The organism is Halomonas ventosae, assembly GCF_004363555.1.
In the GTDB taxonomy this organism is placed as follows: Bacteria; Pseudomonadota; Gammaproteobacteria; order Pseudomonadales; family Halomonadaceae; genus Halomonas; species Halomonas ventosae.
The window spans coordinates 36,512-49,671 of record NZ_SNZJ01000025.1 but is presented as its reverse complement, the minus strand read 5'-3'; the positions used below and the strand labels follow the sequence as shown (position 1 = coordinate 49,671).

Sequence of the window (13,160 nt, the reverse complement as noted above, 5' to 3'; positions counted from 1 at the left end):
AACTACCACAACCATCTGTTTTTCATAAGTTTATTTATCGATGGCACGCCGCCTGCTACATCTAGGGCAAGAAAAACAAATCCGGATGTCACCCGCTGCCAACAACAACAACAACAGGACAGCCAGGCGTGACAGGGCCCGACCCGACAACAACAACAAGACACCCGGGCCCCTACGACTTCGGCGCTTGCCGACAACAAGAACAGCATCGGCACGGCGCGAGGCCTTCGGGCCCCAACAAGAACAAGCTGCTCGAAGCACCGGAGCCATCAGGACGCGACGCACCCAGGTATGGCCGACCAACAATGACAACGGGCCGTCGAGGTGCACTCCCGGCAACAAGATCAACAAGCCGGGAGGAGGCATGCTTCCATGCCGTCGTGGTTGGACTATTGTTTTGAATACGAGACGGTCGCCGTCAGGAGCATCAACAAACACAACAACACCGCTTGCCTGAACACTCCTTGGTGACTGTGGTGCGTATTCAGGGCGATGCGCCATCACGAAGAAGAATCAGCAGCAGGGATGCTGCATCCTGCTTACAGGGGAGGCCATCGGCCTCCCCTTTCTGCTTCCTGGCCGCCCTCGGCACCGTGCCGCGCTTTGCAAGGTGTCAGTGGTCGGCTACACTCAACGCTTTCCGCGTCCCGCGAGTCGATATCGCCGCATGATCAAAGGTTTTACCCGCTTTCTGCAGAGTCCGGGCGAGCGCATCAAGTCGCTCTTCGGCCCTCAGGATGCGCCGGCCGGCAGCACCGGGCCGCGCATCATTCCCCGCCAGGAACATCCTGTCTCGCGTCAGCACTTCAGCGACGCCGCCCTCAAGGTGCTCTACCGGCTTCACAATGCCGGCTTCCAGGCCTTCCTGGTGGGCGGGTGTATCCGCGATGCGCTGCTCGGCCACATGCCCAAGGACTTCGATGTCGCCACGGATGCCACCCCGGAGCAGGTCAAGGACCTGTTTCGCAACTCGCGCATCATCGGCCGGCGCTTCCGCATCGTGCATGTCCGCTTCGGGCGCGAGGTGATCGAGGTCACCACCTTCCGCGGCAAGCCCAACGATGACCACGCCGACCATATCTCCCAGCAATCGGACGATGGGCTGCTGCTGCGCGACAATGTCTGGGGCAACATCGAGGAAGACGCCCTGCGCCGCGACTTCACCGTCAATGCGCTCTACTACAACATCGCCGACTTCTCGATCCACGACTTCGCCAATGGCGTAAAGGACATCGAGGCCCGCACCCTGCGGCTGATCGGCGACCCGGCGACCCGCTATCGCGAGGACCCGGTGAGGATGCTCAGGGCGGTGCGCTTCGCCGCCAAGCTCGACTTCCACCTCGACCCGGCCACCGAGGCCCCCATCCACGACGCCGCGCCGCTGCTGCTGCAGATCCCCCCGGCGCGGCTGTTCGACGAGGTGCTCAAGCTATTCATGGCCGGCCAGGGTGTGGCCACCTTCCATCTGCTGCGCGACTACGGGCTCTTCGCGATGCTCTTCCCCGAGGCCGACGAGGCCATGGAGGAGCTGCCCTGGGCCGAGCGCCTGGTCGAGCTGGCGCTGGAGAGCACCGACCGGCGCATCGCCGAGGACCGCCCGGTGACCCCGGCCTTCCTGTTCGCCGCCCTGCTCTGGGCTCCCGTCCAGCAGCGCCAGGCGATCCTCGAGGCCGATGGCATGCCACCCATCCCCGCGCTCCAGGCGGCGTCCCAGCAGGTGGTCTCGCGCCAGCTCCAGCACATCTCCATCCCCAAGCGCTTCAGCCTGCCGATGCGCGACATCTGGGACCTGCAGCAGCGGCTGCCGCTGCGCCGCGGCAAGCGCGTCTTCCAGACCCGCGAGCACCCGCGCTTCCGGGCCGCCTACGACTTCCTGCTGCTGCGCGAAGGCGCCGGCGAGATTCCTCCCGGCCTGGGCGACTGGTGGACCGCCTTCCAGCAGGCCGACGAGCACGAGCAGCGCCGCCTGCTGGGCAAGGTCGGCGCCGACCCGGCAGGCAGTGGCCAGCCGCGCAAGCGCCGCCGTCGCCGCCGCAAGCCGCGGGGCCCCGCGAGCGACACATGAGCCCGCCACGGCACGCTGCCTGGATCGGCCTGGGCAGCAACCTCGATGGCCCGCGGGCGCATGTCGAGCGCGCCCTTGACGAGCTCGACCGACTGCCCCTGACCCGCCGGGTCGCCGCATCAAAGCTCTATGCCAGTGCGCCGGTGGGGCCCGCCGACCAGCCGGACTACATCAATGCCGTGGCCCGGCTGGAGACACGGCTCTCGCCGCTCGCCCTGCTCGACCAGCTGCAGGCCCTGGAACAGCGCCATGGCCGCGTACGCGGCCGGCACTGGGGCCCCCGGACCCTGGACCTGGACCTGCTACTCTTCGATGACCGGCGGGTCACGCTGCCGCGCCTGACGCTGCCCCATCCGGAGATGGCCCGGCGCGCCTTCGTGCTGGTGCCGCTGGCCGAGCTGGCGCCGCATCTGGTACTCGACGGTCGCCCCCTGGCAGACCTGGCCGCCGGGCTCGACGCATGGGACCTGCGGCCCGTGTTACCGCAAGACGCGTTACCCCAGGGCTGAGAAACACCCCGGACTGTTACCTATCGACACTTCGGCATGATTCGGGTAACAATCTCGGGTTACACCGAGGCAGGCCCCCCGGAGGCCTCCCACGACCCGACGATGAGAGCACGCCATGAAAACCGTCACCCTGAGCACGCTGCAGGCCTTCAAGCGCGCCGGTGAGCCGTTCAGCTGCCTGACCGCCTATGACGCCTCCTTCGCCCGTGCGGCCGGAGAGGCCGGCATCGAGGTGCTGCTGGTGGGCGACTCCCTGGGCATGGTCCTGCAGGGCCACGCCAGCACCCTGCCGGTGACCCTCGACGAGGTCTGCTACCACACCCGCTGCGTGGCCCGCGGCAAGGGCGCCAGCCTGCTGATGGTCGACCTGCCCTTCATGAGCAACTCGAGCACCGAGCGGCTGCTCCAGGATGCCGGCGCGCTGATGCGTGCCGGGGCCGAGCTGGTCAAGGTCGAGGGCGAGGCCTGGATGGCAGATGGCATCCGCGAGCTGACGCGGCGCGGCGTGCCGGTCTGCGCCCACCTCGGCCTGACCCCCCAGTCGGTCTACCAGCTGGGCGGCTACAAGGTGCAGGGGCGTGAGGCCGAGCAGGCGACCCGGATCCTCGAGGATGCCCGCGCCCTGGTCGAGGCCGGCGCCTCGGTGATCCTGCTCGAGTGCGTGCCGGCAAGCCTGGGCCGGGCGGTGAGCGAGGCGCTGGAGGTGCCGGTGATCGGCATCGGCGCGGGCCCCGACACCGATGGCCAGATCCTGGTGATGCACGACGTGCTGGGGGTGACCCACGGGCGCACGCCACGTTTCGTGAAGAACTTCATGGTCGATGCCGACGATATCCCGGGCGCCTTCCGCCGCTACCACGAGGACGTCAAGGCCCGCCGCTTCCCCGCCCAGGAGCACTGTTTCTAAGCCGCGTTTCGAGGAGCTCGCCGCGATGCGTACCCTGCGAGAGATTCCGCCCCTGCGCGAGGCCCTGGACGAATTCCGTCGCCGCGGCCAGCGCATCGCCCTGGTGCCGACCATGGGCAACCTGCACGACGGCCACCTGGCCCTGGTGGCGGAGGCGCGTCGCCGGGGCGACGTGGTGGTGGCGACCATCTTCGTCAATCCGCTGCAGTTCGGGGCCGGCGAGGACCTGGAGGCCTACCCGCGGACCCTCGCCGAGGACCAGGCGAAGCTCGAGGAGGCCGGCTGCGACCTGCTGTTCGCCCCCGAGACGATAACCGTCTACCCGCGCGGCCTCGCTGCCCAGACCCGGGTGTGCGTCCCTGAGGTGAGCGAGGGGCTCTGCGGAGGCGACCGGCCCGGGCACTTCGACGGCGTCGCCACCGTCGTCACCATGCTCTTCAACCTGGTGCAGCCCGACGTGGCCTGCTTCGGCGAGAAGGACTACCAGCAGCTGGCGGTGATCCGCCGCCTGGTGGCCGACCTGCACCTCCCCGTGGAGATCGTCGGCGTACCCATCGTGCGCGCTGAGGACGGCCTGGCCCTCTCCTCGCGCAACGGCTATCTGGACGCCGAGCAGCGTGCCATCGCCCCGGCGCTCTATCGCACCCTGTGCTCGCTGCGCGACGCCCTGGAGGCCGGCGGTGAGGTCGCGCCGGCCTTGGATGACGGCCTCGCCCGGCTGGGGGAGGCCGGCTTCGCGCCGGACTACCTCGAGCTTCGCGACGCCGACCTGGGGCCGGTCACCGCCACCACCCGAGAGGCGGTGCTGCTCGCCGCGGCGCGCCTGGGCCCGACCCGCCTGATCGATAACCTGAGCCTGACCCTGCCACGCTGAGGGCGTGGCGCGGTCAAACAGAGGAACCTACGCTCCATGCAGACCATCATGCTCAAGGCCAAGCTGCACATGGCCCGCGTCACCCACGCCGTGCTCAACTACGAGGGCTCCTGCGCCATCGACGGCGAGCTGCTCGACATGTCCGGTATCCGCGAGAACGAGCAGATCCAGATCTACAACGTCGAGAACGGCCAGCGCTTCACCACCTACGCCATCCGCGCGGAAGAGGGCTCGAGGATCATCTCGGTGAACGGTGCCGCGGCCCACCTGGCCAGCGAAGGGCAGCGTGTGATCATCTGCAGCTACGCCCACTACAGCGACGCCGAACTGGAAAACCACCATCCAGCCCTGGTCTACCTCCAGGAGGGCAATGTCGTCAGCCACACCAGCAACGCCATCCCCGTCCAGCTGGCCTGACGCCCGCCTGCCACGGCACCCTGCGGGGTGCCGCGGCTCCTGCTCGCCTCTCCCCCTGCCATCCCCCCGCGCATTCGGCCATGGAAGCATTGCCGCGACGCACAAAGGTCCCCTATGCTGGAAGACCCGGCTCTGTCTGAGACGTGTTCGAGCTCAGGTTGTCCTACAGACACGGCCGCAAGCCCGCTAGTCATTCTTCAGGAGTATCTCCCATGCAAGACGTGGTGATTGTTGCCGCTCGCCGCACCGCCGTCGGCACCTTCGGTGGCTCCCTGGCCGGCATTCCCGCCAGCGACCTGGGTGCCCATGTCATCAAGGACATCCTGTCCTCTACCGGTGTGGCCGGGGACCAGGTCGACGAGGTACTGCTCGGCCAGGTGCTCACCGCCGGCGTCGGCCAGAACCCCGCCCGCCAGGCCTCCATCAAGGCCGGCCTGCCGGACGCCGTGCCGGCCATGACCATCAACAAGGTGTGCGGGTCGGGCCTCAAGGCCCTGCACCTGGGTGCCCAGGCCATCATGCTCGGCGACGCCGAGCTGATCATCGCCGGCGGCCAGGAGAACATGTCCGCCTCGCCCCACGTGCTGCCCAACTCGCGTACCGGCCAGCGCATGGGCGACTGGAAGGCCATCGACACCATGGTCCACGACGGCCTGTGGGATGCCTTCAACAACTACCACATGGGCATCACCGCCGAGAACCTGGCGGAGAAGTACGGCATCACCCGCGAGGAGATGGACGAGTTCGCCGCCGGTTCCCAGCAGAAGGCCGCGGCCGCCATCCGCGAGGGCAAGTTCAAGGGGCAGATCGTCCCGATCGAGATTCCCCAGCGCAAGGGCGACCCGGTGGTCTTCGACACCGACGAGGGCCCGCGTGACGTCACCGCCGAGAAGCTCGCCGGCATGCGCCCGGCCTTCAAGAAGGACGGCACCGTCACCGCCGGCAACGCCTCCTCCATCAACGATGGCGCCGCCGTGGTGATGCTGTGCTCCGCCGAGAAGGCCAAGGCGCTGGGCCTGGAGCCGCTGGCCCGCATCAAGGCCTACAGCAACGCCGGTGTCGAACCCTCCATCATGGGTATCGGCCCGGCGCCGGCCACCCGCCGCTGCCTCGAGAAGGCCGGCTGGAGCCTGGATGACCTGGACCTGATCGAGGCCAACGAGGCCTTCGCCGCCCAGGCCCTCTCCGTCAACAAGGAGCTCGGCTGGGATGCGTCCAAGATCAACGTCAACGGCGGCGCCATCGCCATCGGCCACCCCATCGGCGCCTCCGGCTGCCGCATCCTGGTGACCCTGGTCCACGAGATGATCGCCCGCGATGCCAAGAAGGGCCTGGCGACGCTGTGCATCGGCGGCGGACAGGGCGTGGCGCTGGCCATCGAGCGCTAAAAAGCGCCAAGCGCCAAGCGCCAAGCGCCAAGCGCCAAGCGCCAAGCGCCAAGCGCCAAGCGCCAAGCGCCAAGCGCCAAGCGCCAAGCAGACAGCATGCCCCGGGATTCGTCCCGGGGCATGTTCTTTTCGGCCTCCTACATACAAGAAACCGCCGCCAGGGCATGACCCTGACGGCGGTTTTCCTTGCGCCTTGGCGCTTGCGGCTCGCCGAAGGCGGTCGCTTACAGCGCGGGCTCGGCGGCCTCCTCGGCCTCGAACGCCGCCTTCTCTTCCGGGGTGATCTCCTTGATGGTGAGCTTCACCCGGTTGCGGTTGTCGATGTCGAGCACCTTGACCACGATCTCGTCACCCTCGTTGAGGAAGTCGCGCACGTCGTTGACCCGCTCCGGCACGATCTGCGAGATGTGCACCAGGCCGTCGGTGCCCGGCATGATGTTGACGAAGGCGCCGAAGTCGGCGATGCGCACCACCTTGCCGCGGTAGAGCTTGCCGATCTCGGGCTCGGCGGTGATCGCCAGCACGGTGTCGATGGCCGCCTTGGCCGCCGACTTGTCCTCGGCATAGATGCGCACGGTGCCGTCGTCGTCCAGGTCGATGGAGGCGCCGGTATCCTCGCAGATCTTGCGGATGGTGGCGCCGCCCTTGCCGATGACGTCGCGGATCTTCTCCGGGTCGATCTTGATGGTCGCCATCGAGGGGGCGTTCTCGGAGACCTCGGCACGGCTCTGGGCGATCACCGTGTTCATCTGCTCGAGGATCTGCTGGCGGGCGTCATAGGCCTGCTGCAGGGCCACCTCCATGATCTCCTCGTTGATGCCCTCGATCTTGATGTCCATCTGCAGGGCGGTGACGCCCTCGGCGCTGCCGGCCACCTTGAAGTCCATGTCGCCGAGGTGGTCCTCGTCACCCAGGATGTCGGTGAGCACGGCGAAGCCGTCCTCGTCCTTGACCAGGCCCATGGCGATGCCGGCCACCGGGGCCTTCATCGGTACGCCGGCATCCATCAGCGCCAGCGACGAACCGCACACCGAGGCCATGGAGCTCGAGCCGTTGGACTCGGTGATCTCGGAGACCACACGGATGGTGTAGGGGAACTCCGCCTCGTCGGGCAGCATCGCCTGCACGCCGCGGCGCGCCAGGCGGCCGTGGCCGATCTCGCGGCGCTTCGGGCCGCCCATGAAGCCGGCCTCGCCCACGCTGTAGGGGGGGAAGTTGTAGTGCAGCAGGAAGCGGTCCTTGCGCTCGCCCTCCAGCGACTCGATCAGCTGGGAGTCGCGCAGGGTGCCCAGCGTCGCCACCACGATCGCCTGGGTCTCGCCGCGGGTGAAGATCGCCGAGCCATGGGTCTTGGGCAGGGTGCCGACCTCGATGGAGAGCGGACGCACGGTCTTGTGGTCACGGCCATCGATGCGCGGCTCGCCCTTGACCACGCGCGAACGCACCACGCGCTTCTCCAGCCCGGCGAAGGCGCCCTTGACCTCGTCGGCGTCGTACTTGCCCTCTTCCTCGCCGGCGAACTGCTCCACCGCCTGATCCTTGAGGGCGGCCAGGGCGTCCTGGCGGGCCATCTTGTCGGTAATGCGATAGGCATCGCCGACCTTCTGCTCGAAGGCATCGGCCATGGCACCCTTGAGGGCGACATTCTCGGCGGCCGGCTGCCACTCCCACCTGGGCTTGCCGGCCTCGGCGGTCAGCTCGTTGATGGCCTGGATGGCTACCTGCATCTCCTGGTGGGCGTAGAGCACGGCGCCGAGCATCTCGTCCTCGAGCAGCTCGTTGGCCTCGGACTCGACCATCAGCACCGCCTTCTCGGTCCCGGCGACCACCATGTTGAGCTCGGAGCCGGTCAGCTCCTCGACGGTGGGGTTGAGGAAGTAGCCATTGTCCTCGGTGAAGCCCACGCGTGCGGCGCCGATCGGGCCATTGAAGGGCACGCCGGAGATGGCCAGGGCGGCGGAGGTGCCGAGCATCGCGGCGATGTCCGGGTCATGGTTGCGGTCGGTGGAGAGCACCGAGCAGACCACCTGCACCTCGTTCATGAAGCCCTTGGGGAAGAGCGGGCGGATCGGGCGGTCGATCAGCCGCGAGGTGAGGGTCTCCTTCTCGGTGGGACGCCCCTCGCGCTTGAAGAAGCCGCCGGGAATCTTGCCGACCGCGTAGGTCTTCTCCTGATAGTGGACGGAGAGCGGGAAGAAGGGCTGCGCAGGGTTGGCCTCCTTCCTCGCCACCACGGTGCACAGCACCACGGTGTCGTCCATGGTGACCATCACGGCACCGGTAGCCTGGCGGGCAATGCGCCCAGTTTCCAGGGTGACGGTGCTGCGACCGTACTGAAACGTTTTCTTGACCGGGTTCACGGCGACTTCCTTCAACTTTTCTGTGTTTGGGTCGTTTTGACTCGGCGACCATTTTAGGGGTTGACGCGCCCCGCGGCCACCAGATAGCGGCATTTCCTGGGTATCGCATCAGCATTCGTCGCTCGGGCCTGATCTGGCGGCAAGCCTTCGAGGAGGCGCTGTGAATACTTCCCTGTACGCTACCGACGCCCTCCATGGCGTAGGATCTCCTCTTCGACTTGCCCCCAGCGCCCCTCGCTTTTCATGACTCCAATAACTATTTGAAATCTCATACTTACCAATACAAAACGGGCAGCCCGAAGGCTGCCCGTTTCGTTACCGCGTGGGATGCGTCGCTTAGCGGCGCAGGCCCAGGCGCTGGATCAGTGCCTGATAGCGCTCGAAGTCCTTGCGCTTCAGGTAGTCCAGCAGCTTGCGGCGCTGGTTGACCATGCGGATCAGGCCACGACGGGAGTGGTGATCCTGCTTGTTGGTCTTGAAGTGGTCCTGCAGGCCATCGATGTTGGCGCTCAGCAGGGCCACCTGCACTTCGGGGGAACCGGTGTCGTTCTCGCCACGACCGTACTCGTTGACGATTGCGGACTTCTGCTCGGCTGTCAGTGCCATCTGTCTCTCCAGTAAGCAATATGCCTGAATGATGAGTGTGTGAGACCACGCATATTTGCAGTCTCTGGCGTCTCTCCCTTCACTCGGCTGCGCTGCTCAGCAGCCGTTTCGGCGCCACCTCCTGTGGCCCCGCCACCACGCCGAGGCCCAGGAAGGCCCCGTCGCAGTAGAGTCTTGCCGTCTCGTCCCCGGCCAGCTCGCCGGTCTCGACCCGGGCCGCCTGGCCATGGGTCAGCCGGCTGGCTGCCGCGGCATCGACCTCGAGCCGCGGAAGGTGGTCGACCAGCACGTCGACGGGCAGCAGCACCGCCTCGCGCTCGGCCTGGCCGGGCAGGGCCTCCAGCGCGTCGAGGGTCAGCATGCCCTCGCCCGTGAAGGGGCCCGTCTCCAGGCGGCGCAGCGCGCTGATGTGCGCTCCGCAGCCCAGGGCCTGGCCGATGTCCTCGGCCAGGGTACGGATATAGGTCCCCTTGCTGACGCGCACTTCGAGCTCGAAGGCGGTGTCGGCAAGGGCAAGAAGGCGCGCATCATACACCCTCACGCGCCTGGCTGCACGCTCGATCGACTTGCCCTCGCGGGCCAGTTCGTAGAGCTTGCGTCCCTGATGCTTGAGCGCCGAATACATCGGCGGCACCTGCTCGATCTCGCCGCGGAAGCGCTCGAGCACGCCCTCGATGTCGGCCTCGGTCAGCCGGGGCACCGCGCGGCGCTCGACCACCTCGCCCTCGGCATCACCGGTGTCGGTGATCGCGCCGAGCTCCACCCGGGTGCGGTAGACCTTGTCGGCCTCCAGCAGGTGGGCGGAGAACTTGGTCGCCTCGCCGAAGCACACTGGCAGCAGGCCGGTGGCCATGGGATCCAGGGTTCCCGTGTGGCCGGCCTTCTGGGCCTGGAACAGGCGCCGCGCCCGCTGCAGCGCATGGTTGCTGGAGAGGCCCTTCGGCTTGTCCAGCAGCAGCACACCGTTCACCGGCAACCCGCGACGCCGCCTTGCCATCAGTCGCGCTCGTCCCTGTCTGCCGAACCACTGCCTGCCGAACGATCGTCGACCGAACCGTCGGCCGGGCCGCGGTCGTCATCCGCCGCCTCGTCGTGCTGGGCCTGGTCGCTGGCGACGGCCTCGTCGATCAGCGACGACAGCCGCTGGCCACGCACCACGCTCTCGTCGTAGTGGAAGCGCAGTTCCGGCACATGGCGCAGCTTGATGCGACGGGCGATCTGGCTGCGCAGGAAACCGGCGGCCCGCTTGAGCACCGCCAGGTTCTCCTTGATGCGCTCCGGGGTCTGCTCGCCCAGCAGGGTCACGTGGACATCGGCATAGCCGAGGTCGCGACTGACCTCGACGCCGCTGACGGTGACCATGCCCAGGCGCGGGTCCTTGACCTCGCGCTGGATGAGCACCGCCAGCTCCTTCTGGAGCTGGTCGGCCACCCGGTCGGTACGCTTGAACTCGCGCATGTACGACTCCTCGAGCCCTTAGAGGGTCCGCTCGACCTTGACCTGATCGAAGACCTCGATCTTGTCGCCGACCTGGACATCGTTGTAGTTCTTCACGCCGATGCCGCACTCCATGCCGTTGCGCACTTCCTGGACGTCGTCCTTGAAGCGGCGCAGGGACTCGAGCTCGCCCTCGTAGATCACCACGTTGTCGCGCAGCACGCGGATCTTCTTGTTACGGAAGACGCTGCCCTCGACCACCATGCAGCCGGCCACGGCACCGATCTTGGGTGCGCGGAAGACGTCGCGGACCTCGGCCACGCCGACGATCTCTTCCTTCCACTCCGGCGCCAGCATGCCGCTCATGGCCTGCTTGACCTCGTCGATCAGCTGGTAGATGACGCTGTAATAGCGCAGGTCCAGCCCTTCACGCTCGATGATCTCGCGAGCCGCGGCGTCGGCACGCACGTTGAAGCCGACCACGATGGCGTCACTGGCCAGCGCCAGGTTGGCATCGGTACCGGTGATGCCGCCCACGCCGGAGGAGACCACGGCCACTTCCACCTCGTCGGTGGAGAGCTCTTCCAGGGCGCCCTTGATCGCTTCCAGGGAACCCTGGACGTCGGCCTTGAGCACGATGTTGAGCTTGGCCGCCACGTCCTGGCCCATCTGGCTGAACATGTTCTCCAGCTTGGCCTTCTGCTGGCGCGCCAGGCGCACCTCGCGGTACTTGCCCTGACGGAAGTTGGCGACCTCGCGGGCCTTCTTCTCGTCGGCCAGCACCATGAAGTCGTCGCCCGCCTCGGGGGTGCCGTCCAGGCCCTGGATCTCCACCGGGGTGGAGGGACCGGCCTCGTCGACCTGCTTGCCCAGCTCGTTGGTCAGCGCGCGGACACGGCCGTAGTGCAGGCCGGCCAGCACGATGTCACCCTTCTTCAGGGTACCGTTCTGGACCAGCACCGTGGCCACCGGGCCGCGGCCCTTGTCCAGGCGCGACTCGACCACCACGCCCTTGCCGGGCGCCTCGGGGACCGCCTTGAGCTCGAGTACCTCGGAGACCAGCTGGATGGCTTCCAGCAACTCCTCGATGCCCTCGCCGGTGTGGGCGGAGACGTGCACGAACTGGGTGTCGCCGCCCCACTCCTCGGAGATCACGCCGTGCTGGGAGAGCTCGTTCTTGACCCGGTCCGGATCCGCGCCCGACTTGTCGATCTTGTTGACCGCGACCACCATCGGTACTTCGGCGGCCTTGGAGTGCTCGATCGCCTCGATGGTCTGGGGCATGACGCCGTCATCGGCGGCCACCACCAGCACCACCACGTCGGTGGCCTTGGCACCGCGGGCACGCATGGCGGTGAACGCCGCGTGGCCCGGGGTATCCAGGAAGGTCACGCCACCGTGGTCGTCTTCGACGTGGTAGGCACCGATATGCTGGGTGATGCCGCCGGCTTCGCCGGTCGCCACCTTGGCCTTGCGGATGTAGTCGAGCAGCGAGGTCTTGCCGTGGTCGACGTGACCCATGACCGTGACCACCGGCGAGCGGGTGATCTCCTCGCCCTCGTAGGAGATGCCCTCGAGGACCTCGGTCTCCAGCGCATCGTCCTTGACCAGCTTGGGCTTGTGGCCCATCTCCTCGACCACGATGGCCGCGGTGTCCTGGTCGATGGTCTGGTTGATGGTCACCGCCGCGCCCATGGTGAACATGGCCTTGATGACCTCGTTGGCCTTGATCGACATCTTGTCGGCCAGGTCGGCAACGCTGATCGACTCGGGGATGGAGACCTCGCGGACGATCGGCTGGGTCGGCTTCTGGAAGCCGTGCTTGCCGCCACCGCCCTGGCTGGCACCACCGCGGCGGCCACCACGACGCTCGGCGCGCTTGGCCTTCTTGCCGCCACGGCGACGCTCCTCGCGGTCACCGCGATCGTCATCGTCACGCTCGCCACGGCCCTTCTTGCCGGCGCCGGCCTTGGTGGTCGCCTTCTTGACCGCGGCGCGGCGCGGCTCGGGACGTCCCTCCTTGGGCGGCGCCGGGGGCTCCTCCGCGGGCTGGGCGGTGTCGAGCTCCGGCACCGGAATCTCGGGCTCGGCGGCGGCCTTCTCGGCCTCGAGCTTGGCCGCGGCCTCGCGGGCGGACTCCTCGGCGGCACGCGCCTGGGCTTCTTCGGCCTCGCGGGCATCCTTGGCGGCCTGGGCCTGCTGGGAATCGGCCATGTCGCCCACCAGCTGGCGCGGCCCGTGATCCTGGGCCTGCGGCTCCTCGGCGGGCTTCTCTTCCTCGCGCTTGACGTAGGTGCGCTTCTTGCGCACCTGCACCTCGATGCTCTTGCCCCGCTCACCGGTCTTGATGCGGCTGCGCGTCTTGCGCGTCAGGGTGATGCGGTTCTTCGCCCCCGCGCCGCTGCCGCCGTGGCTCTTGGTGAGATAGTCGAGCAGCTGCCGCTTGTCCTCCTCGGACACGGCATCACTCTCGGACTTCTGACCGAGCCCGGCTTCCTTCATCTGCTCCAGCAGGCGGGGCACGTCGCGCCCCACCTTCGCTGCAAAATCCTTAACGGTCATTTCTGACATTACGACCCTCCTCAGCCCGTGACCCG

Annotated in this window: 11 protein-coding genes; 6 read left to right on the top strand and 5 right to left on the bottom strand. The window is 67.5% G+C overall.

The window, feature by feature from the left end; translation table 11 throughout:
- Positions 1-667: 667 nt before the first annotated feature.
- The 6 genes from pcnB to DFP85_RS17270 all read left to right on the top strand — a co-directional run bounded on the left by pcnB (position 668) and on the right by DFP85_RS17270 (position 6,160).
- Complete coding sequence (gene pcnB, locus DFP85_RS17295; protein WP_133637668.1) at positions 668-2,065, top strand: polynucleotide adenylyltransferase PcnB; 1,398 nt, start codon at positions 668-670, stop codon at positions 2,063-2,065.
- A complete protein-coding gene (gene folK / locus DFP85_RS17290) occupies positions 2,062-2,574 on the top strand; it encodes a 2-amino-4-hydroxy-6-hydroxymethyldihydropteridine diphosphokinase (protein ID WP_133637667.1) in 513 nt (170 codons plus the stop codon). The genes pcnB and folK overlap by 4 nt, the downstream gene beginning before the upstream one ends.
- A 115-nt stretch (positions 2,575-2,689) precedes the next feature.
- Entirely contained in the window at positions 2,690-3,481 is a 792-nt protein-coding gene (gene panB / locus DFP85_RS17285; RefSeq protein ID WP_133637666.1) for a 3-methyl-2-oxobutanoate hydroxymethyltransferase, read from the top strand.
- Between the two features lie 25 nt (positions 3,482-3,506).
- A complete protein-coding gene (gene panC, locus DFP85_RS17280; RefSeq protein ID WP_133637665.1) occupies positions 3,507-4,355 on the top strand; it encodes a pantoate--beta-alanine ligase in 849 nt (282 codons plus the stop codon).
- A gap of 36 nt (positions 4,356-4,391) precedes the next feature.
- The gene (gene panD, locus DFP85_RS17275) at positions 4,392-4,772 is read left to right on the top strand and encodes an aspartate 1-decarboxylase (protein ID WP_133637664.1); all 381 of its coding nucleotides are present in this window, start codon (positions 4,392-4,394) and stop codon (positions 4,770-4,772) included.
- Between the two features lie 212 nt (positions 4,773-4,984).
- On the top strand, positions 4,985-6,160 hold the full coding sequence (locus DFP85_RS17270; RefSeq protein ID WP_133637663.1) for an acetyl-CoA C-acetyltransferase: 1,176 nt from the start codon (positions 4,985-4,987) through the stop codon (positions 6,158-6,160).
- 224 nt (positions 6,161-6,384) lie between these two features.
- Here DFP85_RS17270 and pnp read toward each other — a convergent pair whose 3' ends face one another.
- From pnp to infB, 5 genes are all read right to left on the bottom strand, one after another.
- Positions 6,385-8,520, bottom strand: a complete 2,136-nt coding sequence (pnp, locus tag DFP85_RS17265; RefSeq protein WP_208108543.1) for a polyribonucleotide nucleotidyltransferase — start codon at positions 8,518-8,520, stop codon at positions 6,385-6,387.
- 336 nt (positions 8,521-8,856) lie between these two features.
- Entirely contained in the window at positions 8,857-9,126 is a 270-nt protein-coding gene (rpsO, locus tag DFP85_RS17260; RefSeq protein ID WP_133637661.1) for a 30S ribosomal protein S15, read from the bottom strand.
- A gap of 79 nt (positions 9,127-9,205) precedes the next feature.
- On the bottom strand, positions 9,206-10,123 hold the full coding sequence (gene truB, locus DFP85_RS17255; RefSeq protein WP_133637660.1) for a tRNA pseudouridine(55) synthase TruB: 918 nt from the start codon (positions 10,121-10,123) through the stop codon (positions 9,206-9,208).
- On the bottom strand, positions 10,123-10,584 hold the full coding sequence (gene rbfA, locus DFP85_RS17250) for a 30S ribosome-binding factor RbfA (protein ID WP_133637659.1): 462 nt from the start codon (positions 10,582-10,584) through the stop codon (positions 10,123-10,125). The genes truB and rbfA overlap by 1 nt, the downstream gene beginning before the upstream one ends.
- Before the next feature lie 18 nt (positions 10,585-10,602).
- On the bottom strand, positions 10,603-13,134 hold the full coding sequence (infB, locus tag DFP85_RS17245) for a translation initiation factor IF-2 (RefSeq protein WP_133637658.1): 2,532 nt from the start codon (positions 13,132-13,134) through the stop codon (positions 10,603-10,605).
- Positions 13,135-13,160 lie beyond the last annotated feature (26 nt).